The sequence below is a fragment of the Actinacidiphila sp. bgisy160 genome (genome assembly GCF_965342435.1).
GTDB lineage: Bacteria > Actinomycetota > Actinomycetes > Streptomycetales > Streptomycetaceae > Actinacidiphila.
Window position 1 is genome coordinate 333,734 of sequence record NZ_CBDRCM010000001.1, and the last position, 24,326, is coordinate 358,059.

The 24,326-nt window shown below is 73.0% G+C and carries 24 protein-coding genes; 14 read left to right on the forward strand and 10 right to left on the reverse strand.

Annotated elements, in window-relative coordinates; translation table 11 throughout:
- The first annotated feature begins 6 nt into the window (after positions 1-6).
- From ACRWNP_RS01580 to ACRWNP_RS01610, 7 genes are all read left to right on the forward strand, one after another.
- Positions 7-918 carry an NTP transferase domain-containing protein gene (locus tag ACRWNP_RS01580; RefSeq protein ID WP_431959016.1) on the forward strand — a complete coding sequence of 304 codons (912 nt, stop codon included), beginning with the start codon at positions 7-9 and terminating at the stop codon, positions 916-918.
- Complete coding sequence (locus ACRWNP_RS01585; RefSeq protein WP_431959017.1) at positions 915-2,348, forward strand: molybdopterin molybdotransferase MoeA; 1,434 nt, start codon at positions 915-917, stop codon at positions 2,346-2,348. Before ACRWNP_RS01580 ends, ACRWNP_RS01585 begins: the two co-directional genes overlap by 4 nt.
- Positions 2,345-3,415 (forward strand): potassium channel family protein, encoded by a 1,071-nt coding sequence (locus ACRWNP_RS01590; protein ID WP_431959018.1) that lies wholly within the window; start codon positions 2,345-2,347, stop codon positions 3,413-3,415. The genes ACRWNP_RS01585 and ACRWNP_RS01590 overlap by 4 nt, the downstream gene beginning before the upstream one ends.
- Before the next feature lie 10 nt (positions 3,416-3,425).
- A complete protein-coding gene (locus ACRWNP_RS01595; RefSeq protein ID WP_431959019.1) occupies positions 3,426-4,397 on the forward strand; it encodes an NAD(P)H-quinone oxidoreductase in 972 nt (323 codons plus the stop codon).
- 76 nt (positions 4,398-4,473) lie between these two features.
- Positions 4,474-4,830, forward strand: coding sequence for a hypothetical protein (locus tag ACRWNP_RS01600; protein WP_431959020.1), 357 nt, complete (start codon positions 4,474-4,476; stop codon positions 4,828-4,830).
- A gap of 39 nt (positions 4,831-4,869) precedes the next feature.
- A complete protein-coding gene (locus ACRWNP_RS01605) occupies positions 4,870-5,439 on the forward strand; it encodes a PadR family transcriptional regulator (protein WP_431959021.1) in 570 nt (189 codons plus the stop codon).
- Positions 5,440-5,496: 57 nt separating this feature from the next.
- Positions 5,497-6,060, forward strand: coding sequence for a bacterial proteasome activator family protein (locus ACRWNP_RS01610; RefSeq protein WP_431959022.1), 564 nt, complete (start codon positions 5,497-5,499; stop codon positions 6,058-6,060).
- Positions 6,061-6,187: 127 nt separating this feature from the next.
- Here ACRWNP_RS01610 and ACRWNP_RS01615 read toward each other — a convergent pair whose 3' ends face one another.
- Positions 6,188-7,933 carry a protein kinase domain-containing protein gene (locus tag ACRWNP_RS01615; RefSeq protein WP_431959023.1) on the reverse strand — a complete coding sequence of 582 codons (1,746 nt, stop codon included), beginning with the start codon at positions 7,931-7,933 and terminating at the stop codon, positions 6,188-6,190.
- A 236-nt stretch (positions 7,934-8,169) separates the two neighbouring features.
- Here ACRWNP_RS01615 and ACRWNP_RS01620 point away from each other — a divergent pair, with 236 nt between their 5' ends.
- Entirely contained in the window at positions 8,170-9,732 is a 1,563-nt protein-coding gene (locus tag ACRWNP_RS01620) for a protein kinase domain-containing protein (protein ID WP_431959024.1), read from the forward strand.
- An 8-nt stretch (positions 9,733-9,740) separates the two neighbouring features.
- On the opposite strand, the gene ACRWNP_RS01625 is transcribed toward ACRWNP_RS01620, so the two are convergent.
- From ACRWNP_RS01625 to ACRWNP_RS01635, 3 genes are all read right to left on the reverse strand, one after another.
- Positions 9,741-10,772: a phosphotransferase gene (locus ACRWNP_RS01625; protein WP_431959224.1), complete on the reverse strand. Its 1,032-nt coding sequence runs from the start codon at positions 10,770-10,772 to the stop codon at positions 9,741-9,743.
- Positions 10,766-11,134 carry a pyridoxamine 5'-phosphate oxidase family protein gene (locus ACRWNP_RS01630; protein WP_431959025.1) on the reverse strand — a complete coding sequence of 123 codons (369 nt, stop codon included), beginning with the start codon at positions 11,132-11,134 and terminating at the stop codon, positions 10,766-10,768. The genes ACRWNP_RS01625 and ACRWNP_RS01630 overlap by 7 nt, the downstream gene beginning before the upstream one ends.
- Positions 11,135-11,225: 91 nt before the next feature.
- Positions 11,226-12,026, reverse strand: a complete 801-nt coding sequence (locus ACRWNP_RS01635) for a carbon-nitrogen family hydrolase (RefSeq protein ID WP_431959226.1) — start codon at positions 12,024-12,026, stop codon at positions 11,226-11,228.
- Positions 12,027-12,158: 132 nt separating this feature from the next.
- On the opposite strand from ACRWNP_RS01635, the gene ACRWNP_RS01640 reads away from it, so the two are divergent.
- Positions 12,159-12,989, forward strand: coding sequence for a maleylpyruvate isomerase family mycothiol-dependent enzyme (locus tag ACRWNP_RS01640; protein WP_431959026.1), 831 nt, complete (start codon positions 12,159-12,161; stop codon positions 12,987-12,989).
- A gap of 15 nt (positions 12,990-13,004) precedes the next feature.
- Here the strand turns inward: ACRWNP_RS01640 and ACRWNP_RS01645 are convergent, their stop codons facing one another.
- The 3 genes from ACRWNP_RS01645 to ACRWNP_RS01655 form a co-directional block, all read right to left on the reverse strand.
- Complete coding sequence (locus ACRWNP_RS01645) at positions 13,005-14,309, reverse strand: MFS transporter (protein ID WP_431959027.1); 1,305 nt, start codon at positions 14,307-14,309, stop codon at positions 13,005-13,007.
- Complete coding sequence (locus tag ACRWNP_RS01650) at positions 14,309-14,989, reverse strand: GntR family transcriptional regulator (RefSeq protein ID WP_431959028.1); 681 nt, start codon at positions 14,987-14,989, stop codon at positions 14,309-14,311. Before ACRWNP_RS01650 ends, ACRWNP_RS01645 begins: the two co-directional genes overlap by 1 nt.
- A gap of 108 nt (positions 14,990-15,097) precedes the next feature.
- Positions 15,098-15,811 (reverse strand): response regulator, encoded by a 714-nt coding sequence (locus tag ACRWNP_RS01655; protein WP_431959029.1) that lies wholly within the window; start codon positions 15,809-15,811, stop codon positions 15,098-15,100.
- A gap of 308 nt (positions 15,812-16,119) precedes the next feature.
- Between ACRWNP_RS01655 and pdhA the strand changes: the two genes are divergently transcribed.
- The 4 genes from pdhA (at position 16,120) to ACRWNP_RS01675 (ending at position 20,007) form a co-directional block, all read left to right on the forward strand.
- Complete coding sequence (gene pdhA, locus ACRWNP_RS01660) at positions 16,120-17,271, forward strand: pyruvate dehydrogenase (acetyl-transferring) E1 component subunit alpha (protein ID WP_431959030.1); 1,152 nt, start codon at positions 16,120-16,122, stop codon at positions 17,269-17,271.
- Positions 17,272-17,273: 2 nt separating this feature from the next.
- The gene (locus tag ACRWNP_RS01665; RefSeq protein WP_431959031.1) at positions 17,274-18,248 is read left to right on the forward strand and encodes an alpha-ketoacid dehydrogenase subunit beta; all 975 of its coding nucleotides are present in this window, start codon (positions 17,274-17,276) and stop codon (positions 18,246-18,248) included.
- A 52-nt stretch (positions 18,249-18,300) separates the two neighbouring features.
- Complete coding sequence (locus ACRWNP_RS01670) at positions 18,301-19,707, forward strand: dihydrolipoamide acetyltransferase family protein (protein WP_431959227.1); 1,407 nt, start codon at positions 18,301-18,303, stop codon at positions 19,705-19,707.
- Between the two features lie 105 nt (positions 19,708-19,812).
- Positions 19,813-20,007, forward strand: coding sequence for a hypothetical protein (locus tag ACRWNP_RS01675; protein WP_431959032.1), 195 nt, complete (start codon positions 19,813-19,815; stop codon positions 20,005-20,007).
- Between the two features lie 28 nt (positions 20,008-20,035).
- Here ACRWNP_RS01675 and ACRWNP_RS01680 read toward each other — a convergent pair whose 3' ends face one another.
- Complete coding sequence (locus ACRWNP_RS01680) at positions 20,036-20,755, reverse strand: hypothetical protein (protein ID WP_431959033.1); 720 nt, start codon at positions 20,753-20,755, stop codon at positions 20,036-20,038.
- Between the two features lie 72 nt (positions 20,756-20,827).
- On the opposite strand from ACRWNP_RS01680, the gene ACRWNP_RS01685 reads away from it, so the two are divergent.
- Positions 20,828-22,645: an NHL domain-containing thioredoxin family protein gene (locus ACRWNP_RS01685; protein WP_431959034.1), complete on the forward strand. Its 1,818-nt coding sequence runs from the start codon at positions 20,828-20,830 to the stop codon at positions 22,643-22,645.
- 16 nt (positions 22,646-22,661) lie between these two features.
- Here the strand turns inward: ACRWNP_RS01685 and ACRWNP_RS01690 are convergent, their stop codons facing one another.
- Positions 22,662-22,883 carry a hypothetical protein gene (locus ACRWNP_RS01690; RefSeq protein ID WP_431959035.1) on the reverse strand — a complete coding sequence of 74 codons (222 nt, stop codon included), beginning with the start codon at positions 22,881-22,883 and terminating at the stop codon, positions 22,662-22,664.
- Between the two features lie 131 nt (positions 22,884-23,014).
- On the reverse strand, positions 23,015-24,304 hold the full coding sequence (locus ACRWNP_RS01695; RefSeq protein WP_431959036.1) for a M18 family aminopeptidase: 1,290 nt from the start codon (positions 24,302-24,304) through the stop codon (positions 23,015-23,017).
- Positions 24,305-24,326 lie beyond the last annotated feature (22 nt).

The window sequence follows — 24,326 nt, forward strand, 5'->3', positions numbered from 1 at the left end:
CCGGGCATGACCCCGGAGCCGCGTGAGCCGCATGACCACCCATCGCCGCGTTCGCCGTACGAGCAGCCCCACGACGCGGTCGTCCTCGCCGGCGGCGCCGCCAGGCGCCTCGGCGGGGCCGACAAGCCGGGGCTGCCGGTCGCCGGCCGCGCGCTGATCGACCGTGTCCTGGACGCGTGCGCGGGAGCGGCCACCACGGTGGTCGTGGGCCCGCGCCGCCCCACCGCCCGCCCGGTGGCCTGGGCCCGCGAGGAACCGCCGGGCGGGGGCCCGCTGCCCGCGCTCTTCGCCGGGCTGCGCGAGGTCACCGCGGACGTCGTGCTGGTGCTCGCCGCCGACCTGCCGTTCCTCTCCCGTACGACGGTGGACGCGCTGCTCGCCGCCCTGCGCGGCGCGGAGGGCGCCGACGGGGTCGTGCTCACCGACTCCGACGGCCGCGACCAGACGCTGGCGGCCACCTACCGCACGGAAGCGCTGCGCCAGCACCTGGCGCTGATCGCCGCGGAGCACGGGACCCTCAGCGGGCTGCCGTTGCGTCTGCTCACCGGCGAACTGGCCCTGCGGCGGCTGCCCGACCCGACCGGGCAGGCCTCCTTCGACTGCGACACCTGGGACGACCTCTCCACAGCCCGGGCCCGGATCAGGGAGCATGGGGGCGTGTTGGATGAATGGATCACCGCAGCCAAAGCCGAACTCGGCATCGAACTCGACGTCGACATGCGCATGCTCCTCGATCTCGCCCGGGACGCCGCGCACGGCGTCGACCGCCCCGCCGCGCCGCTGACCACCTTCCTGGTGGGCTACGCGGCGGCCACGGCGGGCGGGGGCGAGCAGGCCGTCGCGGAGGCCGCCAGGCGTGCTTCCGCGCTGGCCGAGCGGTGGGCGAAGGAAGCGGAGAGCGGGGACCCGGGCGCATGAACCTGCCGGGTGCGGCGGGCGGCGCCCGCGACACCGGTGCCGGGGACGCCGCCGACGACGAGTTGGACGCGGCGCTGGCCCTGGCCAACGGGCGGTCCGCCGGCCGGCACGACCCCGTGCAGCCACCCTCCGGCGGGGCGGACCCCGACGGCGCCCCGACGCCCCTCCCCCACCCGCACGGCGGGACCCGGGGCGGCGCCCACAGCGCCCACGGCGCCCGCGGAGGCAACGGCGTCCACGGCGCCAACGGAGGCCACCACGACCTGCCGTGGCCCCGGGCACGGCGCATCGCCGGCTCCGCCGCGGAACCGCTGGCACGGCTGGCCGTGCCGCTCGGCGCCGCGCTGGGACACGCTCTGGCCGGGCCGCTGATCGCGCTCACGGACCTGCCCTCCTTCGACACCTCCGCGATGGACGGCTGGGCCGTCGCAGGCCCGGGCCCGTGGCGCACGGAAGGCAGCGTCCTCGCCGGGCAGGCTTCCGGGGCCCCGCTGCTCGACGGCCACGCGACCGTCATCGCCACCGGGGCCGCGCTGCCCCCCGGCACGACGGCGGTGCTGCGCCGGGAACACGGGCGGATCACCGCCGACGGGCTGCTGCACGCCACGCGGGGCGGCCCCGGGCCCGGCCAGGACGTGCGGCCCCGCGGCCAGGAGTGCCGCGGCGGCGACGAGTTGCTGGCGGCCGGCGCGCTGGTCACGCCCGCGGTGCTCGGCCTGGCCGCGGCGGCGGGCTACGACGAACTGACCGTCATCGCGCGGCCGTCGGTGGAGGTCCTCGTCCTGGGTGACGAGTTGCTGGACGGCGGCGCGCCCGGCGCCGGACGGGTGCGGGACGCGCTCGGCCCGCTGCTGCCCGGCTGGCTCGGCGCGCTCGGGGCCGGCACGGTCCGCGCGCGGCGGCTGAAGGACGATGCCGGCCTGCTGGAGGACGCCGTCACCGGGTCCACCGCCGATGTCGTCGTCACCACCGGCGGCACCGCGGGCGGCCCGGTGGACTTCGTCCACCCCGTGCTGGAACGCATCGGCGCGCGGTTGCTCGTCGACGGCGTCGCGGTCCGCCCCGGCCACCCCATGCTGCTGGCCGAACTGCCGGACGGTGGACGGCTGGTGGGCCTGCCGGGCAATCCGTTGGCCGCGGTCTCCGGGGTGCTGACCCTGGCCGTCCCCCTGTTGCGCGCGCTCGCGGGCCGCCCGGCCCCGGTGGCGTACGAGGCACGGCTCACCGGTGACGTGCACGGCCATCCCACCGACACCCGTCTGGTGCCGGTGGTCCTCGACGACGAGTCGCAGGCGGCTCCGCTGCACTTCAGCGGTCCGGCCATGTTGCGCGGCGTCGCGGCGGCCGACGGCATGGCCGTGATCCCGCCCGGCGGGGCCGTCAAGGGCGACCGTACGGCCGTCCTGGAGACCGGCTGGGGGCGGCTGTGAGGGACGCGGGCCGCGGCCGAGGCGCCGCGTGGGCGACCGGCGACGTCGTCCACCTGCCCCACAAGAAAACCGTCGGGCCCCTGATCCAGGTGGCCCGGCGGCTCCTGCTGGCCCTGCTGGTCCTGGTACTGACCGTAGCGATCGTGTACGTCGACCGCGGTGGCTACCACGACAACGCCGGCGGCCCGATGTCGCTGCTGGACTGCGTCTACTACGCGACCGTCACCCTCTCCACCACCGGCTACGGCGATATCGTCCCGTACAGCGCGAGCGCGCGGCTGACCAACGTTCTCCTGGTCACGCCCCTTCGCGTGCTCTTCCTGATCATCCTCGTCGGCACCACTCTCGAGGTGCTCACCGAGCGCACCCGCGAGCAGTACCGGCAGCAGCGCTGGAGGTCCACCGTGCGCGACCACACCGTCATCGTCGGATACGGCACCAAGGGCCGTTCCGCCGCCAAGACGCTGACCGGCCACGGCGTGCCCACTCAGCGGATCGTGGTGGTCGACCCCGACCCCAAGGCGGTGGAGTCCGCGGTCGCCGCGGGCTTCGCCGGCGTTACCGGCGACGCGACCCGCAACGACGTCCTGCTGCGCGCGGAGATCCAGCGGGCCAGGGAACTGATCATCGCGGCGCAGCGGGACGACACCGCCGTCCTGGTGGCGCTCACGGCCCGCCAGCTGAGCAAGCGGATCACCATCGTCGCGTCCGTGCGCGAGGAGGAGAACGCCCCCCTGCTGCGCCAGTCGGGCGCCGACGCCGTCGTCACCAGCTCCGGCGCGGCGGGCCGGCTGCTCGGGATGTCGATGCTCAGCCCGAGCGCGGGTGAGGTGATGGAGGAGCTGATCAGCTACGGCAGCGGGCTGGACCTGATCGAGCGCCCGGTCACCAAGGCGGAGGCCGGGCTGGACCCGCGTGAGATCGGCGACCTGGTCGTGGTCGTCAAGCGCGGCCACCGGCTGCTCGACCACGACAACCCCGAGGCGAGCCCGTTGAAGTTGACCGATCGGCTCATCGTCATCCACAGGACGAGTCAGGAAGACTCCTCGCACGCCCCGCAGAGGTAGCGTCGGCCCCATGCATGCGATCACCATCCCCGAACCCGGCGGCCCCGACGCGCTCGTCTGGGCCGAGGTCCCCGATCCCGTACCCTCCGAGGGCGAGGTGCTGGTCGAGGTCGTCGCGACCGCCGTCAACCGTGCCGACCTGCTGCAACGGCAAGGCTTCTACGACCCGCCGCCCGGCGCGTCCCCCTACCCGGGCCTGGAGTGCTCGGGGCGTGTCGCCGCCCTCGGCCCGGGGACCGCCGGCTGGAGCGTGGGCGACGAGGTGTGCGCGCTGCTCGCGGGCGGCGGCTACGCCGGGAAGGTCGCCGTCCCGGCCGGGCAGCTGCTGCCGGTGCCCAAGGGCGTGGGGCTCGTCGAGGCCGCGGCGCTGCCGGAGGTCGTCTGCACCGTCTGGTCCAATGTCTTCATGATCGCCCACTTGCGTCCCGGCGAGACGCTGCTGGTGCACGGCGGTTCCAGCGGCATCGGCACGATGGCGATCCAGCTGGCCAAGGCAGTCGGTGCCAGGGTCGCGGTCACCGCGGGCAGCGAGGACAAGCTCGCGAAGTGCCGGGAGCTGGGCGCGGACCTCGGGATCAACTACCGGGAGCAGGACTTCACGGCCGAGGTGCGGGAGGCGTTCGGCGGCGCCGACGTCATCCTCGACATCATGGGCGCGAAGTATTTGGGCCGGAATGTCGACGCCCTCGCGGTCAACGGCCGGCTGGCCGTGATCGGGCTCCAGGGCGGCGTCAAGGGGGAGCTCGACCTCGGCAAGATGCTGAACAAGCGGGCCGCGATCACCGCGACCTCGCTGCGCGGACGGCCGCTGGAGGAGAAGGCGGCCATCGTGGCGGCGGTGCGGGAGCACGTCTGGCCGCTGCTGGAGTCCGGCGTGGTGCGCCCGGTGGTGGACCGCGCGCTGCCGATGCGCGAGGCGGCCGAGGCACACCGGCTGGTCGAGGCCGGTAGCCACGTCGGCAAGGTGCTGCTCACGATCTGAACGACGCTCCGGACGGTCGGCAGGGCACCGCGGGGCACGACTGGCCGCCCGTGACTCCCCGTGTGACGCTGGAAGCATGGAGTTGCGGAAGGTGGTCGTTGCGGCGACGGTGACCGGGCTCGCCCTCCTGGTCACCGGCGCGGGCACGCCGCCCCCGCCCCACTCGGCGGCGTCCTCCGGGCCCGCAGGCAGCGCGGCCGGCGAGGGGCGCAGGCACCCCGGCCGGGCGGAGCCGCCGCAGACCCCGGAGGGCGGTGGCGACCGGCCCTCCGCGCCCGTCCCCGTCCACGTCGAGGAGCCGCAGGACCAGGGCCCGGCCGCCGGCCAGGTGCCCGTGGGACGGGTGCTGGAGGTGCTGCCGCTCGGTGCGGGGCTGGTGCTGATCGGGCTGGGCCTGGGTTTCCTCGGCCTGCGGCTGCGCCGTGGCCGCTGAACTTGCCGGGCCCCTGCATACTCGGTATACGTTCGCCCCATGTCCATCCGACACGGCTTACTGGCCCTGCTGGAGGCGGGGCCCCGGTACGGCTACCAGCTGCGTACCGAGTTCGAGTCGCGCACCGGGTCGACCTGGCCGCTCAACGTCGGCCAGGTGTACACCACGCTGGGCCGGCTGGAGCGCGACGGCCTGGTGGCCCCCGCGGGTGAGGACGGGGCGGGACACGCCCTGTACGCCCTCACCGACGCGGGCCGCGCCGAACTGCACGCGTGGCTGGGGCGTCCCGTGGACCGGGCGAGCCCGCCCCGCGACGAACCGGCGATCAAAGTGGCGATGGCCCTCTGCTCCCCGGGGACCGATCCGGCGGCGGTCGTCGAGGCGCAGCGCGAACACACCTCGGCCGTGGTGCGGGAGTGGAAGCGGCTGCGGGACCGGGCCGAGGAAGGCGGACCCGCCGGCCCGGAGGAACTGGCCAGGCTGTTCGTGCTGGAACGGCTGGTCCTCGCGGCGGAGGCCGAACTGCGCTGGCTCGCCCGCTGCGCCGGCCGGCTGGCGCCCCTTCGTACCGAGGCACCGGCCGCGGACGAGGGCCGCCGGGAGGGGTAGCGAGCCGCGGTGGGGGGCACAAATCCCGGAGAGGCGCCGGTGCGAGACAATGGCGGCATGGAGATGCCGATGAACGAACGGTCGCAGGAGAGCCCGCAGGTCCTGGTCGTCGGCCCGGACGGGATGGCCCTCGGCGGCGGCGGACACGCCGGCCGCGCCGGAGAAGGCGACGAGCAGCGCGAGGTCCCCGTGACGGAGATGGTCGAACAGCCCGCGAAGGTCATGCGCATCGGCAGCATGATCAAGCAGCTCCTGGAAGAGGTGAAGGCGGCGCCCCTGGACGAGGCGAGCCGGGCGCGCCTGAAGGAGATCCACCACAGCTCCGTGAAGGAGCTGGAGGCGGGGCTCGCCCCCGAGCTGGTCGAGGAGCTGGAGCGGCTCTCGCTGCCCTTCGCCGAGGACGGCGTGCCGAGCGACGCCGAGCTGCGGATCGCCCAGGCGCAGCTGGTGGGATGGCTGGAGGGCCTCTTCCACGGCATCCAGACCGCCCTGTTCGCACAGCAGATGGCCGCCCGTGCCCAGCTGGAGCAGATGCGCCGCGCGCTGCCGCCCGGTGTGGGCCACGAGGGCGACGAGGAGGGGCACGCCCCGGGTGGGGCGCGCAACGGCCCGTATCTGTGAGCGGGCGGCACCGGGACGGTACGTACGCGTAGGTACAGACGGCGGGGACCGGTGGGGTCACCCGCCGTCCGTCGTATCCGCGGGGGCGCCGACGGTGACCGGGGCGGCCGGGCGCCTGCCGGTGGCGTCAGCCGCCCTGGCCGGTGGAGACCCAGATGGTGACCTTGTCCTTCTCCGGCCTGAACGCGCTGTAGGTCTTGGGCTTCTGGTCGACGACCGCGCCCTTCCCGTAGATCTGCTCGTTGCGGTACTTGACCTCGTAGTCCCAACCGGCCGCGTCCATGCAGGACTTGACCGAGTCGACGTACTTGGTGAAGAAGTCCGGCATCACCACGGAGTCCGGGTCGTCGTCCTGGTAGCTCTTGGTCGCCTCGGTGCAGCGCGAGGCGTCGATGGTGCGGGTCTGGTCGGCCTGGCTGACGCCCGGCGCGGGTTCGTCCCCCGCCGGCTGCGTCTCCTCGCGAGGGGTGGCGGGGGCGCTGTTCCGGGAGTCGTAGGTCGGGGTGCCGCCGGTGCCCCCGGTACCGCCCTTGTCGCCCATCGACATCGCGATGACGATCACCACGACCACCGCGATCGCGGCGACCGTGGCGCCGAGGGCGACGACCGCCGTCGAGACGCCGCCGCCCCTGCGGCCGCCACCCGCCGGGGCGCCCGGGCGCATCGTGTAGGGCGGGGTGGAGTGCTGCGGCACGGCCTGCGGGTGCGGCTGGTGGGGCGCGTGCGAGGCGTGTGCGTGCTGCGGGTAGCCGTAGGCCGGGCCGGGGCCGGGCGGCGGCGTGTGCGCGGGGCTGCCCTGGGCGGCGGTGCCCCAGTGCTGCTGGGGTCGCGGGTACGGAGCCGGAGCCGGGGCCTGGTACGGGGTCTGCACGTTCGGCGCCGGGGTGCGCAAGTCCCCCTGCACCGGCGGGAAGACCGCGGAGGAGACCTCCTCGCCGCGGCCGCGCGGGCGCGGTCCGCCGCCGATGATCAGCGGCGTGGCGCCGGCGCCGTGCCCCGGCGCGGCGACCCGCTCCGCCTCGTCGCGCATGGCGTCGGCGGTGGGGAAGCGCTCGGCGGGGTTCTTCCGCAGCGCCCGCGCGACGAGCGCGTCGACGCCCGGCTGCACCGCCCTGTTGAGCGCCGACGGCGCCGGTGGCAGTTCCTGGACGTGCTGGTAGGCGATGGCCAGCGGGGAGTCGCCGTCGAACGGCAGCCGCCCGGTGAGCAGCTCGAAGAGCAGGCAGCCCACCGAGTACAGGTCGGAGCGCTCGTCCACGCCCCGTCCCAGCGCCTGTTCCGGCGACAGGTACTGCGGGGTGCCGACCACCATGCCGGTCTGCGTCATCGACGAGACGCCGGACTGCATCGCACGGGCGATGCCGAAGTCCATCACCTTCACCACGCCGCGCTTGGTGAGCATCACGTTGCCCGGCTTGATGTCCCGGTGGACCAGGCCCATGCTGTGGCTCTCGGAGAGCGCCGCGAGCACGTCCCCGGTGATCTTCAGGGCCTTCTCGGTGGGCATCGCGCCGAACCGCGCGACGTCCTCGTCGAGCACCTCGCGCAGCGGCTTGCCCTCGACGTACTCCATGACGATGTACGGCACGAGCGAGCCGTCGACGGTGTCCTCGCCGGAGTCGAAGACCGAGACGATGTTGGTGTGGTTGAGCTTGGCGACGGCCTGCGCCTCACGCCGGAACCGCTCGCGGAACGACTGTTCCCGGCCGAGGTCCGTGTGCAGCGTCTTGACGGCCACCGGCCGGTCCAGCACTGTGTCGTGTGCCAGGTGCACGGCGGCCATGCCACCCTGTCCCAGCAGATCGCGGAACACGTAGCGACCGTTACCGACCGAACGCCCCGAATGAGTGCCCCGCGTGCCGTCCCCGCTCATCCGTACCCGTCCCCTTGACGTTCCCCCTGGGCGCACCGCGCGTACGCACAAGACAGTTGTCCCGACCCTGACCGCCCAGTCTGCCCGACGGCCTGGGCAGGTCAAGTTCGTTGACCTGTTCGTCACCGGATGCATATGAATCCCCTCACCGGTGGCACGGGAGCGCGGCCGTCGCGGAACGCGGTAGCGTGGTGCGCTGGAGGACCCTGTACGGCGACGATCGACGGCGAGGACTGATGGCACAGACGACAGCCGCCGGGGGCCCTGACGAGCCCTCTGCCGACGGCCGGGGCGTGCCCGACTCGCCCGAGCAGTGGGGTGCCGGAGGCCTGGTCGGCGACGGCCGCTACCGGCTGACCCGGCGCCTGGGACGCGGCGGAATGGCCGAGGTCTTCGCGGCGGAGGACGTGCGCCTGGGGCGGACGGTGGCCGTGAAGCTGCTCCGCTCCGATCTCGCCGAGGACCCGGTCTCCAAGGCCCGTTTCACACGCGAGGCGCAGTCGGTCGCCGGGCTCAACCACCACGCGGTGGTGGCGGTGTACGACTCGGGTGAGGACGTCACGCCGGGCGGCACCGTGCCGTACATCGTGATGGAGCTCGTCGAGGGCCGCACCATCCGCGACCTGCTGCTGGGCTCCGACGAGCCGCCGCCGGTGGACCAGGCGCTCATCATCGTCTCGGGCGTGCTGGAGGCGCTGGCCTACAGCCACGCGCACGGCATCGTCCACCGGGACATCAAGCCGGCGAACGTGATCATCACCAAGACCGGCGCGGTGAAGGTGATGGACTTCGGCATCGCGCGGGCGCTGCACGGCGCCTCGACCACGATGACGCAGACCGGCATGGTCATGGGCACCCCGCAGTACCTGTCGCCGGAGCAGGCGCTCGGCAAGACGGTCGACACCCGGTCCGACCTGTACGCGACGGGCTGCCTGCTCTACGAACTGCTCGCGCTGCGGCCGCCGTTCACCGGTGAGACGCCGCTGTCGGTGGTCTACCAGCACGTCCAGGACGAGCCGCGCCCGCCCTCCGAGCTCAGCGACCGGGTGCCGCCGGAGCTGGACGGGCTGGTGCTGCACGCGCTCGCCAAGCACCCGGACGACCGCTTCCAGACCGCCGAGGAGATGCGCGGCGTCGTCCAGTACGCGCTGAACATGCTGAGCGAGCGCGGCGGTCACACCGGCACCTGGAACACCGGTTACGTGCCCGCGGTGAACGCCGCCCCGACCGCGCCGATGGGCGTCCCCCCGCAGTACGGGCAGAGCCCGCACACCACCGCGGAGTTGCAGCCGCCCCTGCTGCTCGGCCCGCCCGGCGGTGACGGCGGCGGCCACGGCTACGACGACGGGAGGCCCCCGCACGGCGGCGGCCGCTGGGTGAAGCCGGCGCTGTTCGTGGTCGCGGCGGTGCTCGCGGTCGCGCTCGGCATCTACTTCGCCGTCTCCCACACCGGCGACAAGACGCCCCCGGCGGAGAAGGTGACGCCCACTCGGTCGCAGCCGCAGAAGCCGACCTCGCAGCCGACCCAGGACGACACCACGGGCGGTACGCAGGACAGCACCGGCAGCGTCTCGGAGCAGCCGACGTACCGCTCGACGCCCTCCTACACGCAGCCGACCACCAAGGCCCCCCCGACCTCCGAGGCGCCGACCAAGGAGCCGAGCGCCCCGGCCACCTCCGCGCCGCCCACGCCGACGCCGACCGCCTCCGAGACCGGCGGGACCGAGGGCGCCTCCGGGGAGGCGTCCGGTGGCACGGCCGGCACCGCGGGAGCGGACGGCGGCCTCACGGGCGGCTGACCGCCGGGTCAGCCCGTGAAGGCCCCCAGCACGGCCTCGTACGCCGCGGTCCACCAGACGACCAGGGCGGACGAGGCCGGGAAGAGGGGGTCGGTCCTGCGGTCGTCGAGGACGTAGCGCCAGCGCAGCATCCAGAAGTCGTTGAGCCGTTCCCACCACACCCGGTGCACGGCCGCGGCCAGTTCGTCCCCGGGCACACCCGCGGCGCCGCGGTAGGCCCGGGCGTACGCGCGGATCTTGTCCAGGTCCAGGGTGCCCCCGGGCCGCACGAAGAAGATCACGGCGGCCCGTACCGCCTCCTCGGCGCGCGGCTGCACGCCGAGCCGGTCCCAGTCGACGATGGCGACGGGTTCGTCCTCGCGGTAGAGCAGGTTGAGCGGGTGGAAGTCGCCGTGCACCCAGCCGGACACCGGGCCCGCGGCGTCGGGCGGGCGGCGGTGGGCGTGACGTTCCAGCAGGGCACGGCGCTCCAGCAGCCGGTGCTCGGCCAGCTCGTCGAAGGTCTCGCGCGGCGCGCTGGCGCGCACCCGCCGCAGCAGCGCGCTGATCAGCGCATAGGTCAGTTCGGGGTCGGCGCTGGCGTGCCGGACCGGCTCGGGGGCGGGCTGCACCTGGGCCAGGGTGGTGTGGACGAGACCGAGCAGCGCGCCCAGGCGGCGGGAGTCGGCGGTGGTGAGTTCGCCGCCCTCGCGGTGCCGGCCCTCCACCCACGGGTACAGCGCGAAGCAGCGGCCGCCGACCACGGCGACGGTGCGGCCGTCGGCGTCGGGCACCGGTGGGGCGACCGGCAGGCCCACCTCGTCCAGCCGCTGGGTCGCGCGGTGCTGGCGGGCGATGACGGAGGAGTCGGAGGTGGCGCTGTCGACGTACAGCTTGAGGAAGTAGCGGCCCTGGGTGGTGGCCAGCCGGAATCCCCGGTTCAGCAGGCCCTGGGCAACGGGTTCGCAGGACAGCGGGGCGCCGGCGTCCGTGTATCGGCGCAGCAGGGTGTCCAGTGTCCCGGCGGAGGGCGGCGCCGTCGCCGAACTCCCGATCACCAGGCAGATGCTAGATCATTCCGGTGGTGGACTCGCGGGTCGAGCCGTACGTACACATGGCCCGGCTCCCGGCTTGTATCGTTTTGATGATCTGTGCCGAAGAGCGCCTGTTGTGCCGTCGACGGGTGGAAGGCGCGCGCCGTGCCGAGGAACTGCACCGCCCAGCCCGCTTCGAGGTCGTCCGCCTGGTAGGCCACGACAGTGCCGTCCACGCCCCATGAGCGGTCGGTACGGATCAGCACGGAGCCGTCGGCGACGACGTGCCGTGCCACGGCGATGTACGGCAGGGCCCCCCGCGTCAGCGCCAGCCGCCCGTACCGCACCCTTTCCAGCAGCGCCAGCGCAGCGCGCCCCTCGAATTCCATGGGAACCACCTTGCCGGGCCCGCCCCCTGGAGGCGCAGAGCACTCCGCCCCCACCTCCGGGGCCGATGGTCCCTGATGGGGCCATACCGCCTCAACCGGCCGAATCCGGTACCGGCAGGCCCAGTACGCGGTCGCGCAGCACCGGGAAGTCCGCCCGCGTCTTCGCCACGAGGCCGGGGTCGAGGTCGGCGGTGAGGATCTCCTCCCCGGGTCCCGCCTCGGCGACGACGGCGCCCCAGGGGTCGACGACGACGCTGTGCCCGGCCAGTTCCACCCCGGCGTGGGTTCCCGCGGTGCCGCAGGCCAGCACGTAGGACTGTGCCTCGATCGCGCGGGCCCGGGCCAGCAGCGTCCAGTGCTCACGGCGCCGCGCGGGCCAGCCGGCCGGGACGACCATGACCGTGGCGCCCGCGTCGACGAGCAGCCGGAACTGCTCGGGGAAACGCAGGTCGTAGCAGGTGGCCAGGCCTACGGGGACGCCCTGGACGTCGGTGGTGACGATGCGGTCGCCACCGCTCATGAGCACGGCCTCGCCCTGGTCGAAGCCGAAACGGTGGATCTTGCGGTAGGTCTCGCGCAGTGCGCCGTCGGGCGAGAAGAGCAGCGAGGTGTTGTACAGCGCGCCGTCGGCGGCGCGCTCGACGATCGACCCCGCGTGCAGCCACACGCCCGCGTCGAGCGCGGCGGCGCTCATGACCTCCGCGGTGGGGCCATGGAGCGGCTCGGCCTCTGGCTGGAAAAGATCGGCGGCAAAGGCCCCGACGGGCCACAGTTCGGGCAGGACGACCAGGTCCGACCCGGCCTGTCCGCGGACGAGCGAGGCGACCCGTTCGCGCCTGGCGTCCACCGCTTCGCCGGGGTCGACGTCGATCTGGAGCAGGGAAACGCGCACAGTACCACCGCCCATGAGTTCGGCACGTTCTTGCGGGCCTACGATCGTCACACGAAAGCACTCCCGTGGTGTCACTGCGCAGCGTAATTTAAGGCGCACACCACGACCGCGCACCGACCGTCGAGGGGTCCCGTGACCGGCACCGTCCACAGCCAGATCCAGCCGTACATCGACGCCTGGACCCACTCCATAGAATCCATAGCCGAGTTGGTCCGCCCCGTTCCGGCGGGCGCCTGGAACCGGCCGACCGCGTGTCCCTACTGGTCCGTGCGCGACGTCGTGTCGCACGTGATCGCCTTCGAGTGCGAGCTGCTCGGCGATCCCCGGCCGATCCACACGCTCCCCAGCGACCTGCGGCACATGACCACGGAGCACGCCCGTTACGTGGAGGTGCCGGTCGACAAGCGGCGGCACCACACCCCGCCCGAGGTGGTCGGCGAGCTCGACTACACGATCATCCGCCGTGCCCGTCAGCTGCGGAACGAGACCCGTGATGCGCAGGACACCGTCCGCGGGCCCATGGGCCGGGAGATGACCCTCGAGGAGCTGCTGAAGTGGCGGGTCTTCGACGTGTGGGTGCACGAGCAGGACCTGCGCCGGGCGCTGGGCGAGCCCGGCAACCTCGACTCGCCGGGCGCGCCCGTCGCCCGGGACCACATCCTCTCCCAGCTGCCGAAGGTGGTCGCCGAGCGCGCGGGCGCCCCCGCGGGCTCCGCCGTGGTGTTCGACGTCCACGGCGAGCTGGAGTTCATGCGGACCGTCCGGGTCGACAACGACGGCAACGGCACGATCGACGGCAGCGTCTCGCTCGGCCCCGCGGTCACGCTGACCCTGGACTGGGAGACCTTCGTCCGGCTGACCTGCGGCCGCACGCGCGCGCACGCGGTGGCGGACCGGCTGAAGATCGAGGGCGACCAGGCGCTCGCCGAGGCGATCCTGGCGAACATCGCCGTCACGGATTGACGCCGGGGGGAGCGTTCATGTCCCGGCGGGGACGTGGACGCTCTCGACGCGGCTGACGGCGATGCGCTGCCGCTCCAGCCGCGCCGCCCGGCCACGCAGCCGCAGGATCTGGACCAGGCCCAGCGCCTGCAGGACGAAGACGCTGCTCCAGGCCACCCGGTAGTCGCCGCCGCTGGCGTCCAGCAGGACGCCGATGGCGAGCAGCGTGGCCATCGAGGCGGTGAAGCCGCCGATGTTGACGATGCCGGAGGCCGTGCCGAAGCGCTCGGGCGGGTTCGCCGGGCGGGCGAAGTCGAAGCCGATCATCGACGCCGGCCCGCAGGTGCCCAGCACGACGCAGAGCAGCACGAGCAGCCACAGCGGGGCGTGGTCCGCGGGCCAGACCAGGACCACCGCCCACATCACCGCGGTCGCCCCGACCACGCCCAGGGTGAGCGGCATCCGGGCGCCGTGGTGGCGGCCGATGATCTGGCCGAAGAGCATCCCGAAGACCATGTTGGCGATCACCACCACCGTCAGCAGGGTGCCCGCGGTCTCGCGGGACAGCCCCTGGTCCTCGACCAGGTACGGCAGTCCCCACAGCAGCAGGAAGACCATCCCGGAGAACTGGGTGGTGAAGTGCGTCCACATCCCCAGCCGGGTGCCGGGCTCCCGCCAGGCGGCGGCGAGCTGCCGCTTCACGTAACCGCGCCCGGGGTGCTCGGCGGGCGCCGGCTCGAAGCCCTCGGGGTGGTCCTTCATGAAGGCCAGCACCAGGACGAGGACGAGCGCGCCGCCCAGTGCCGTGCCGACGAAGGTGGAGGTCCAGCCCGCGGAGTGCAGCAGCCGGGCGAGCAGCACGGTGCTCAGCAGGTTGCCCGCCACGCCGAACAGCGCGGCGCCCTGCGCGATCATCGGCCCGCGGCGGGCCGGGAACCAGCGGGAGCCCAGCCGCAGCACGCTCACGAAGGTCATGGCGTCGCCGCAGCCCAGCACCGCGCGGGCGGCCAGGGCCGTGCCGTACGCGTGGGAGAGGGCGAAGCCGAGCTGGCCCGCGGTGAACAAGGCGATGCCGATGCTCAGCACTCTCTTGGTGCCGAGGCGGTCGACCATCAGGCCCACGGGTATCTGCATGCCCGCGTAGACCAGCACCTGCAGGATCGAGAAGGTGGACAGCGCCGAGGCGCCGATGTGGAAGCGCTCCGCGGCGTCGATCCCGGCGACGCCGAGGCTGGTGCGGTGCACGACCGCGACCATGTAGACGAGGGTGCCGATGCTCCAGACGGCGACCGCCCTGGCGCCGCCGGGGGGTTCACCGGTCGGGGTGCCGATCGTTGCCATCACTCCCCCCGGGCCAGATGGCTCACCCAGCCGACGTGCCGTTCGACCAGCGCGGCCGCCATGGGGGCGTCCCCGGCGCGCAACGCCGCGAGGATCTCGGTGTGTTCGGCGACGTTCTTGGCGATACGGCCCGGCTCGGCGTGCATCGTCGCGACGCCCATACGTAGCTGACGGTCTCTCAACTGGTCGTACAGCTGGGACAGGATGCGGTTGCCCGCGGCGCGCACGATCTCGGCGTGGAAGCAGCGGTCGGCCCCCGCGAAGGCGGCCAGGTCACCCGCCGCGGCGTGGCCGCGCTGCTCGTCCAGCAACTCCTCCAGGCGGGTCAGCAGCCGCTCAGGGGCGGGCACCACCTTCATCACCGCGTGGCGCTCCACCAGCAGCCGGGTCTCCACGACGTCCGCGATCTCCTGCGCGGAGACCGGCAGCACCAGGGCGCCCTTCTTCGGGTAGAGCTTCAGCAGTCCCTCGGCCTCCAGGCGCAGCAGGGCCTCCCGCACCGGGGTGCGCGAGACGCCCACCGCCTCGGCCAGTTCGCCCTCGCTCAGGAGGGTGCCGCCCTCGTAGCGGCGGTCGAGCACCGCCTGCTTGACGTGCGTGTAGACCCGCTCGGCGGCGGGCGGCTGCTTGGCGGCCGGCTCGGCGGTGGTGCCGGCGGTCGCGACGGGGCTTCGGGACATGATGCGCACATCATAGATACAAGACGTATGCACGGACAGTCCGCGTCCGGCATACGGACTGGTACGTGGGTCGCCCGCGCCCGGTTCCGGCGGTCGGATCCCGGACGGTCAGTTGCCCGGCGGCCGGGATCCTGACGGTCCCGGTCCCGCCCCGGTGTCCGGGTTCGTGCCGCCGCCGCTGCGCAGCCGGGCGACGTAGGCGGCGGCCTGGGTGCGCCGCTGCATCCCGAGCTTGGCGAGCAGGGAGGAGACGTAGTTCTTGACCGTCTTCTCGGCGAGGTGCAGCCGGTCGCCGATCTGCCGGTTGGTGAGGCCCTCGCCGATGAGGTCGAGGATCCGCTTCTCCTGGTCGGTCAGGTCGGCGAGGCGGCCCTGCTGGCGTTCCCCGCCGCCGCGCAGCCGCTCCAGGACGCGCGCGGTGGCGACCGGGTCCAGCAGCGACCGGCCCCCGGCGACGTCCCGCACGGCGCCCACCAGGTCGCTGGCCCGGATGTCCTTGAGCACGTAGCCCGACGCGCCCGCCATGATCGCGTCGAAGAGGGCCTCGTCGTCCGCGTAGGAGGTGAGCATCAGGCACGCGATCCCGGGCTGGGAGGAACGGATCTCCCGGCACACCTCCACCCCGCTGCCGTCCGGCAGGCGGACGTCGAGCACCGCCACGTCGGGTCGCACGGCCGGGATCCGGGCGAGCGCCTCGGCGGCCGTACCGGCCTCGCCGACGACCTCCATCCCGTCCTCGGCGGAGAGCAGCTCGTGGACCCCGCGCCGGACGACTTCATGGTCGTCCAGTAGGAAAACCGTGATTACCGACTTTTCGGTCACAAGTTCAGCGTTGCACACACGACCCGCGTCGACCTCTTACGAAGAATCGATCCTCGGGATACCGTGCCGTTGTCCCGGTGGCCTGCGAGAACGCCCATTTACTAGGAAATCAAACAAAACCGCAGGTAGAACACCCTTCGCGCGGAAGCGGGAGGTGTGGGTAACGTTCACTTCGCAGGGCTGCCTGCCGGGTCACCAACACTCCCGGCTCGGCCGTGCCGCACACACCCCGTGCGCCGCGACGAGTCGGGCAGGAGCCGCACTGGCCGCCGGCGGATCCCGGGGGCCGGACAGACGGAGGAGCAAGCGTGAGCGTGAAAAGCACTGCCGCGAAGCCCCGTACGCCCCGTACGGGCACGCGCGGTGGAGCGAAGCGCCGTGAGGGCGAGCCGGAGCTGGTACAGCTCCTGACCCCCGAGGGCGAGCGCGTCCAGCACAGTGAGTACTCCATCGACCTGAGCCCCGAAGAACTGCGCGGTCTGTACCGGGACATGGTCCTGACCCGCCGGTTCGACGCGGAGGCGACGTCCTTGCAGCGGCAGGGCGAGCTGGGTCTGTGGGCGTCGCTGCTGGGCCAGGAGGCCGCACAGATCGGCTCGGGACGGGCCACCAGGCCGGACGACTACGTCTTCCCCACCTACCGCGAGCACGGCGTCGCCTGGTGCCGCGGGGTGGACCCGGTCAACCTGCTCGGCATGTTCCGCGGGGTGAACCACGGCGGCTGGGACCCGAACGAGAACAACTTCCAGCTGTACACGATCGTGATCGGCTCCCAGACGCTGCACGCGACCGGCTACGCGATGGGCATCAGCAAGGACGGCGCCGACTCCGCCGTCATCGCCTACTTCGGCGACGGTGCCTCCAGCCAGGGCGATGTCGCGGAGGCCTTCACCTTCGCCGCCGTCTACAACGCTCCCGTGGTCTTCTTCTGCCAGAACAACCAGTGGGCGATCTCCGAGCCCACCGAGAAGCAGAGCCGCGTCCCGATCTACCAGCGCGCCGCCGGCTTCGGCTTCCCCGGCGTGCGGGTCGACGGCAACGACGTCCTGGCGGTCCTCGCGGTCACCCGCGCCGCCCTGGAGCACGCCCGCTCCGGCCAGGGCCCGATGCTCGTCGAGGCCTTCACCTACCGCATGGGCGCCCACACCACCTCCGACGACCCCACCCGCTACCGCCTCGACGAGGAGCGCGAGCAGTGGGAGCACAAGGACCCGATCCTGCGGCTGCGCAGCTACCTGGAGAAGGACGGCATCGCCGACGAGGCCTTCTTCGCCGGTGTCGAGGAGGAGAGCGAGGCGCTCGGCAAGCGGGTCCGCGAGGCCGTGCGCGCCATGCCCGACCCCGACCCCATGTCGATCTTCGAGAACATCTACGCCGACGGACACGCCCTCGTCGACGAGGAGCGCGCCCAGTTCGCCGCGTACCAGGCGTCGTTCGCGGACAGCACGGAGGGTCACTGACCATGGCAACGATGACCATCGCCAAGGCCCTCAACGAGGCGCTGCGCAAGTCCCTGGAGACCGACCCCAAGGTCGTCCTCATGGGTGAGGACATCGGCAAGCTCGGCGGCGTCTTCCGGATCACCGACGGCCTGCAGAAGGACTTCGGCGAGCAGCGGGTGATCGACACCCCGCTCGCGGAGTCCGGCATCGTCGGCACCGCGATCGGCCTGGCCCTGCGCGGCTACCGCCCCGTCGTGGAGATCCAGTTCGACGGCTTCGTCTTCCCCGCGTACGACCAGATCGTCACCCAGCTCGCCAAGATGCACGCGCGCGCCCTGGGCAAGATCAAGCTCCCGGTCGTCATCCGCATCCCCTACGGCGGCGGCATCGGCGCCGTCGAGCACCACAGCGAGTCGCCCGAGGCGTACTTCGCGCACACCGCCGGACTCAAGGTCGTCTCCCCGTCGACCCCGCAGGACGCCTACTGGATGCTGCAGCAGGCGATCCACTCCGACGACCCGGTGATCTTCTTCGAGCCCAAGCGCCGCTACTGGGACAAGGGCGAGGTCGACACCGACGGCATCCCCGCCCCGCTCCACAAGGCGCGCACGCTCCTGGAGGGCACCGACCTCACCCTGGCCGCGTACGGCCCGATGGTGAAGGTGTGCCTGGAAGCGGCCGCCGCGGCCGCCGAGGAGGGCCGTAGCCTGGAGGTCGTGGACCTGAGGTCGCTGTCCCCGCTGGACTTCGACGCCGTACAGGCGTCGGTGGAGAAGACCCGCCGCCTGGTCGTCGTGCACGAAGCGCCGGTGCAGCTCGGCATGGGCGCGGAGATCGCGGCCCGCATCACCGAGCGGTGCTTCTACCACCTCGAGGCCCCCGTGCTGCGGGTCGGCGGCTTCCACGCCCCGTACCCGCCGGCCCGGGTGGAGGAGGAGTACCTGCCCGGCCTGGACCGGGTTCTGGACGCCGTCGACCGCTCGCTGGCGTTCTGAGGAGAGGGTTGTGACGACAGTGGCAGCACCGCAGCGCTTCCGTGAGTTCAAGATGCCGGACGTCGGCGAGGGACTGACCGAGGCCGAGATCCTCAAGTGGTACGTCAAGCCCGGCGACACCGTCACCGACGGCCAGGTGGTCTGCGAGGTGGAGACCGCCAAGGCCGCGGTCGAGCTTCCGATCCCGTTCGACGGGGTGGTGCACGAACTGCGCTTCCCCGAGGGCGAGACCGTCGACGTCGGCACCGTGATCATCGCCGTCGACACCGGCGAGGGCGACGCCGGTGAACCGGCCGCCGAGGCCGCCCCGGAGCCGGCCGCCGCGCCGGCCCCCGCCGCGGAGCCGGCGCAGAAGCGGCAGCCCGTGCTGGTCGGCTACGGCGTCGCGGCCTCGTCGACCAAGCGCCGGCCCCGCAAGCAGCCCGCCGTGCCGGCGCAGACCGGTGCCCAGCAGGCCGTCCAGGACGAGCTGAACGGTCACGCCCCGGTGCCGGCCGCCGCGCCGGTGGCCGCCGCCCCGGCCCAGGCGGCTCCCGCCGGGTTCGCCCCCGCCGAGGTCCGCCCGCTGGCCAAGCCGCCGGTGCGCAAGCTCGCCAAGGACCTGGGCGTGGACCTGGCCACGGTCACCCCGACCGGGCCGCAGGGCACGATCACCCGCGAGGACGTCCAGAGGGCGCTGGCCCCGGCCGCCCCCGCGCAGGCCCCCGCCGCCACCGAGGCGGTAGCGGCTCCCGCCGCCCCGGCCCCCGCCGCGGGCGCGCTGGAGACCCGCGTCCCGATCAAGGGCGTCCGCAAGGCGACGGCCGCGGCCATGGTCGCCAGCGCCTTCACCGCGCCGCACGTGACCGAGTTCGTCACCTTCGACATCACCCGGACCATGCGGCTCGTCCAGGAGCTGAAGACCGACCCGGCCTTCGTCGGGCTCAAGGTCAGCCCGCTGCTGCTGGTCGCCAAGGCCCTGCTGGTCGCGATCCGCCGCAACCCGGAGATCAACGCCGCCTGGGACGAGGCCAACCAGGAGATCGTCCACAAGGGCTACGTCAACCTGGGCATCGCCGCGGCCACCCCGCGCGGCCTGATCGTCCCCAACATCAAGGACGCCCAGGCCAAGACCCTGCCCGAACTGGCTGCCGCGCTCGGTGACCTGGTCGCCACGGCCCGTGAGGGCAAGACCTCGCCGGCCGACATGCAGGGCGGCACGATCACCATCACCAACGTCGGCGTCTTCGGCGTCGACACGGGCACGCCCATCCTCAATCCCGGGGAGTCCGCGATCCTCGCCTTCGGCGCGGTCAAGGAGCTGCCCTGGGTCCACAAGGGCAAGGTCAAGCCCCGTCAGGTCACCACGCTCGCGCTCTCCTTCGACCACCGCCTGGTCGACGGCGAGCTCGGCTCCAAGTTCCTCGCCGACGTCGCGGCGGTCCTGGAGTACCCCAAGCGCCTGATCACCTGGGCCTGATCCGCCCCAGGCACGGCAACGCGAAGGGCCCGGACGTTTGTACGTCCGGGCCCTTCCCGCGCGTGTCGCCCCCACCCCGGCCGCGATTTGTGTCGTCATACGGCCATGGCGGTATCCATCTCCGTGGTCCTGCTCCTGATCGTGATCACGCTCATCCTGCTCCGGGCGAAGTCGCTGAAGCTCTCCCACGCGATCCTGTGCGTCCTCCTCGGCTTCTGCCTCGCCAGTTCCAGCCTCGCCCCCACCATCCATTCCGGCCTCGTCGCCACCACGGACGCCGTGAGCGACCTGCGCCCCTGAGCCCGAAGTCCTCGCGGGCGGGCGTGCCTCAGTCGCCGACCTGGTGTTCCACGCGGTGCCGGATGTACGCGTCCGGGTGGGAGCGGGCCAGCGCCACCGCCGTGTCCACCAGAGCGTGCAGCTCCGGCGGGTAGGCCGACTTCCGGAGCGGCAGACCCGGCAGGATGCAGCGCCGGACCTCGAGTTGTTCGTTGCCCACGAACTCGCGCAGGGCGGCCTCGTTCCACTCGGCCACCACGGCCCGCGCGCCGTCGGTCCCGGCCCTGTCGACGGAGCCCGGGTCCGCCGCCCGTACGTGGGGCATCCGCAGCGGCAGGGCCGACCAGTACCAGGCCCGAGCGGCGCCCGCCCGCTCATGGTCCGTGCCCGTCCGCAGGTAACCGAGCAGCGCCTTGCGCACACGCGCGTATCCGAACGCGTTCAGCGCGGGCTCGACGAACTGGCGGTTGAAGCTGGGGTCGGGATCGTGGACGGCTGCCCTGAGCAGCGCGTCGAAGGACTCCTCGGAGAGGGCCGTGCCCCGTAGGCAGGCCGTGCGCAGGGCCGTCCGAGCGCGATTCCTCCAGGTTCGCCGAGCGTCGCCCCCCGGTCCGGGACCGACGTCGAGCCCGAGGCTCCGGACCACCTCCGCCAGGCACGCCTCGAACGCCTCCTCCCGGGCTTCCGTACGTCCCGGCAGCGCCATGAAGACCTGTGGCTCCGCCGCTGCCGCCCCACTGCCCGTCGCCCCGTTCCCGTCCGCAGCCAACCGTCGCTCCCCTGTCGCAGGCCCTGTCATACGCGTGATCCGGCGCTCCCGTCCGGATGGCACCCTTGAAGCATGAACGATTCCGCATCCGTGTCCTCCCCCAAACCCCGTCGTGCCCGTGTCCGCGCCCCTGAGCTCGTCGGCAAGGGCGGCTGGATCAACACCGGCGGCAAGGACCTCACCCTCGCGGACCTGCGGGGCAAATGCGTCATCGTTGATTTTTGGACCTTCTGCTGCATCAATTGCCTGCACGTCCTCGACGAGCTGCGCGAGCTGGAGGAGAAGCACCGCGACACCGTGGTGATCGTCGGCGTGCACTCGCCGAAGTTCGTGCACGAGGCGGAGCACCAGTCGGTCGTGGACGCCGTGGAGCGGTACGGGGTGCACCACCCGGTGCTGGACGACCCGGAACTCACGACGTGGAAGCAGTACGCCGTGCGCGCCTGGCCCACGCTGACCGTGATCGACCCGGAGGGGTACGTCGTCGCCCAGCACTCCGGGGAGGGGCACGCGCACGCGCTGGAGGCGCTGGTCACCGAGCTGGAGGCGGAGCACGCGGCGAAGGGGACGCTGCGCCGCGGGGACGGCCCGTATGTGCCGCCCGAGCCGGTGGCCACCGATCTGCGGTTCCCGGGGAAGGCGCTGCGGCTGCCGTCGGGGAACCTGCTGGTGTCGGACTCGACCCGGCACCAGCTGGTGGAGATTGAGCCGGACGGGGAGACCGTCGTGCGGCGGATCGGTGCGCCGGGGGACTTCAGCGAGCCGCAGGGGCTGGCGTCGCTGCCGGACGGCACCGTGGTCGTCGCGGACACCGTGAACCACCGGCTGCGGACGTTCGACCCGGAGAGCGGGGCCCTGGAGACGGTGGCCGGCACCGGGAAGCAGTGGTGGCAGGGGTCGGCGACCTCGGGCCCGGCGCTGGGCACCGACCTGTCGTCGCCGTGGGACGTGGCGTGGTGGGACGGCAAGGTGTGGATCGCCATGGCGGGCGTCCACCAGCTGTGGACGTACGACCCGGCGGACGGGACGGTCGCGGTGGCGGCCGGGACGACCAATGAGGGCTTGGTCGACGGGCCTGCGGAGCAGGCGTGGTTCGCGCAGCCGTCGGGGCTGGCGGCGGCCGGGGAGCGGTTGTGGGTCGCGGACTCCGAGACGAGCGCGCTGCGCTGGGTGGAGCGGGCCGGGGACGGCGCGGGGTACGTGGTGCGCACCGCCGTCGGCACGGGGCTGTTCGACTTCGGTCACCGTGACGGTGCCGCGGAGCAGGCGCTGCTGCAGCATCCGCTGGGGGTGACCGCGCTGCCGGACGGGTCGGTCGCGGTGAGCGACACCTACAACCACGCGCTGCGCCGCTTCGACCCGGCGACCGGCGAGGTCAGCACGCTCGCCACGGACCTGCGGGAGCCGTCGGGCGCGGTGCTGGACGGCGCGGAGATCGTGGTGGTGGAGTCCGCCCGCCACCGGTTGACGCGGCTGCGCCTGCCGGAGGAGGCGGTGCGGGTCGAGGGCGCGGCGCACCGTACGCGGCGGCCCGCGACGGATGTGGCGCCGGGGCCGCTGCGGCTGGACGTGGTGTTCTCCGCCCCGGCCGGCCAGAAGCTCGACGAGCGCTACGGCCCGTCGACGCGGCTGCTGGTCAGCGCGACGCCGCCGGAGCTGCTGCTGGCGGGGGCCGGCAAGGGTACGGACCTCTTCCGCGACGTCGTCCTGAACGGCGACGTCGGCGAGGGGGTGCTCCACGTGTCGGCGATGGCCGCGTCGTGTGACGACGACCCGGACAACGAGTTCCCCGCCTGCCATGTGCACCAGCAGGACTGGGGTGTCCCCGTCCGGCTGACCGCCGTGGGGGACACCCGGCTCGCGCTGGTGCTCGCCGGGATGGACGGCTGACGCTCCCGCAGCTCCGTCACGCGTGCGGGTAGTTGCGGGCGCGTTCGTCCATCACCGGCATCGGCTCCACGACCCGGCGCTTCTTGAAGATGCTGATGTACGCGGCCAGGCCGATGACGCCCACCGCCATCATGATCAGACCGACCAGGTCCAGGTTGACCCCGGCCATGTGCCAGTCGGTCGCGAAGGTGAGGATGGCCCCCACCGCGATCAGGCCGATGCAACCGCCGATGCCCATGATGTCCGCCTCCGAACGGGGTTGGCTCTACGGACTCGTAGAACCCGTGTACCCGGGGGCGGGCATCTCATGACAGCGAACCGCCCGTGAAGTCCGCTCACCGGCAGCGGACTTCACGGGCGGGGTGGGAATCAGCCCTCCAGGAACGCCTTCAGCGCGCCGGCCAGCAGGTACGGGTCGTCGGCGCCGCACAGTTCGCGCGCGGAGTGCATCGACAGGATCGGCACGCCGACATCCACGGTGGTGATGCCGTGCCGGGCGGCGGTGATGGGGCCGATGGTGGTGCCGCAGGGCATGGCGTTGTTGGAGACGAAGGACTGCCAGGGCACGCCGGCCCGCTCGCAGGCAGCGGCGAAGATGCCGCGGCCGGTGCCGTCGGTGGAGTAGCGCTGGCTGACGTTGACCTTCAGGATCGGGCCGCCGTTGGGCACCGGGCGGTGCGTCGGGTCGTGCTTCTCCGTGTAGTTGGGGTGGACGGCGTGTCCGGTGTCGGCGGAGACGCACACGGTGCCGGCGAAGGCCCGGGCGCGGTCCTCGTAGCTGCCGCCGCGGGCGAAGACGGAGCGCTCCAGGACGTTGCCGAGCAGCGGCCCGGCGGCGCCGGTGTCGGACTCGCTGCCGGTCTCTTCGTGGTCGAAGGCGGCCAGGACGGGGATGTACGGCAGGCCGGGCCGGGCGGCGGCGGCCAGGGCGGCGGTGCCGGCGTGCACGGAGAGCAGGTTGTCGAGCCGGCCCGCGGTCAGGAACTCGCGGTCGCGGCCGAGGTAGGCGGGCGGCTGGACGTCGTGGGTCATCAGGTCCCAGCCGACGACGTCGGCGGCGGCGACGCCGCTCTCCTCCGCGAGGAACGCGATCAGGGCGCCCTCGTCGACCTCGCCGAGGCCCCAGACGGGCTGCATGTGGCGCTGCTTGTCGAGCTTGAGGCCGCTGTCGTTGACACCGCGGTCGAGGTGGACGGCGAGCTGCGGCACTCGCAGCAGCGGCCGGTCGACGTGGACCAGCGTCGTCGTGCCGTCGCGCAGCACCAGCCGGCCGGACAGGCCCAGATCGCGGTCGAGCCAGGTGTTGAGGAGGGCGCCGCCGTAGATCTCGACGGCGACCTGGCGCCACCCGAAGGAGCCCGAGTCGGGACGGGGCTTGACGCGCAGGTTGGTGGAGTCGGTGTGTGCGCCGACCACCCGGAAGGGGGTGGCGGGTCCGGCGCCCTCGGGCACGTACCAGGCGATGATCGCGCCGCCCCGCAGCACGTACTTGCCGCCCGCCTCGGCGCCCCACGCCTCGGTCTCGGCCACCTGCTGGAATCCGGCCTTCTCCAGGCGCTCGGCGGCGCTCGCGACCGCGTGGTACTGCGACGGGCTGGCGGTGAGGAAGGCTGCGAGGTCGTCGGTGTGGCCGCGGCCGAAGTGGGGCTGAGGGTTCATGCTTCAAGCATAAGGAGGCGCG

Excerpts from the sequence above, each read along its gene's own strand:
- ACRWNP_RS01645 (WP_431959027.1), bottom strand. The coding sequence starts at position 14,309 with ATGGCAACGATCGGCACCCCGACCGGTGAACCCCCCGGCGGCGCCAGG.
- ACRWNP_RS01690 (WP_431959035.1), bottom strand. The coding sequence starts at position 22,883 with ATGGGCATCGGCGGTTGCATCGGCCTGATCGCGGTGGGGGCCATCCTC.
- ACRWNP_RS01630 (WP_431959025.1), bottom strand. The coding sequence starts at position 11,134 with ATGGAATTCGAGGGGCGCGCTGCGCTGGCGCTGCTGGAAAGGGTGCGG.
- ACRWNP_RS01675 (WP_431959032.1), top strand. The coding sequence starts at position 19,813 with ATGGCGGTATCCATCTCCGTGGTCCTGCTCCTGATCGTGATCACGCTC.
- ACRWNP_RS01605 (WP_431959021.1), top strand. The coding sequence starts at position 4,870 with ATGTCCATCCGACACGGCTTACTGGCCCTGCTGGAGGCGGGGCCCCGG.
- ACRWNP_RS01670 (WP_431959227.1), top strand. The coding sequence starts at position 18,301 with ATGCCGGACGTCGGCGAGGGACTGACCGAGGCCGAGATCCTCAAGTGG.
- ACRWNP_RS01585 (WP_431959017.1), top strand. The coding sequence starts at position 915 with ATGAACCTGCCGGGTGCGGCGGGCGGCGCCCGCGACACCGGTGCCGGG.
- ACRWNP_RS01600 (WP_431959020.1), top strand. The coding sequence starts at position 4,474 with ATGGAGTTGCGGAAGGTGGTCGTTGCGGCGACGGTGACCGGGCTCGCC.
- ACRWNP_RS01685 (WP_431959034.1), top strand. The coding sequence starts at position 20,828 with ATGAACGATTCCGCATCCGTGTCCTCCCCCAAACCCCGTCGTGCCCGT.
- ACRWNP_RS01595 (WP_431959019.1), top strand. The coding sequence starts at position 3,426 with ATGCATGCGATCACCATCCCCGAACCCGGCGGCCCCGACGCGCTCGTC.
- ACRWNP_RS01580 (WP_431959016.1), top strand. The coding sequence starts at position 7 with ATGACCCCGGAGCCGCGTGAGCCGCATGACCACCCATCGCCGCGTTCG.
- ACRWNP_RS01610 (WP_431959022.1), top strand. The coding sequence starts at position 5,497 with ATGGAGATGCCGATGAACGAACGGTCGCAGGAGAGCCCGCAGGTCCTG.
- ACRWNP_RS01650 (WP_431959028.1), bottom strand. The coding sequence starts at position 14,989 with ATGTCCCGAAGCCCCGTCGCGACCGCCGGCACCACCGCCGAGCCGGCC.
- ACRWNP_RS01615 (WP_431959023.1), bottom strand. The coding sequence starts at position 7,933 with ATGAGCGGGGACGGCACGCGGGGCACTCATTCGGGGCGTTCGGTCGGT.
- ACRWNP_RS01665 (WP_431959031.1), top strand. The coding sequence starts at position 17,274 with ATGGCAACGATGACCATCGCCAAGGCCCTCAACGAGGCGCTGCGCAAG.
- ACRWNP_RS01695 (WP_431959036.1), bottom strand. The coding sequence starts at position 24,304 with ATGAACCCTCAGCCCCACTTCGGCCGCGGCCACACCGACGACCTCGCA.
- ACRWNP_RS01620 (WP_431959024.1), top strand. The coding sequence starts at position 8,170 with ATGGCACAGACGACAGCCGCCGGGGGCCCTGACGAGCCCTCTGCCGAC.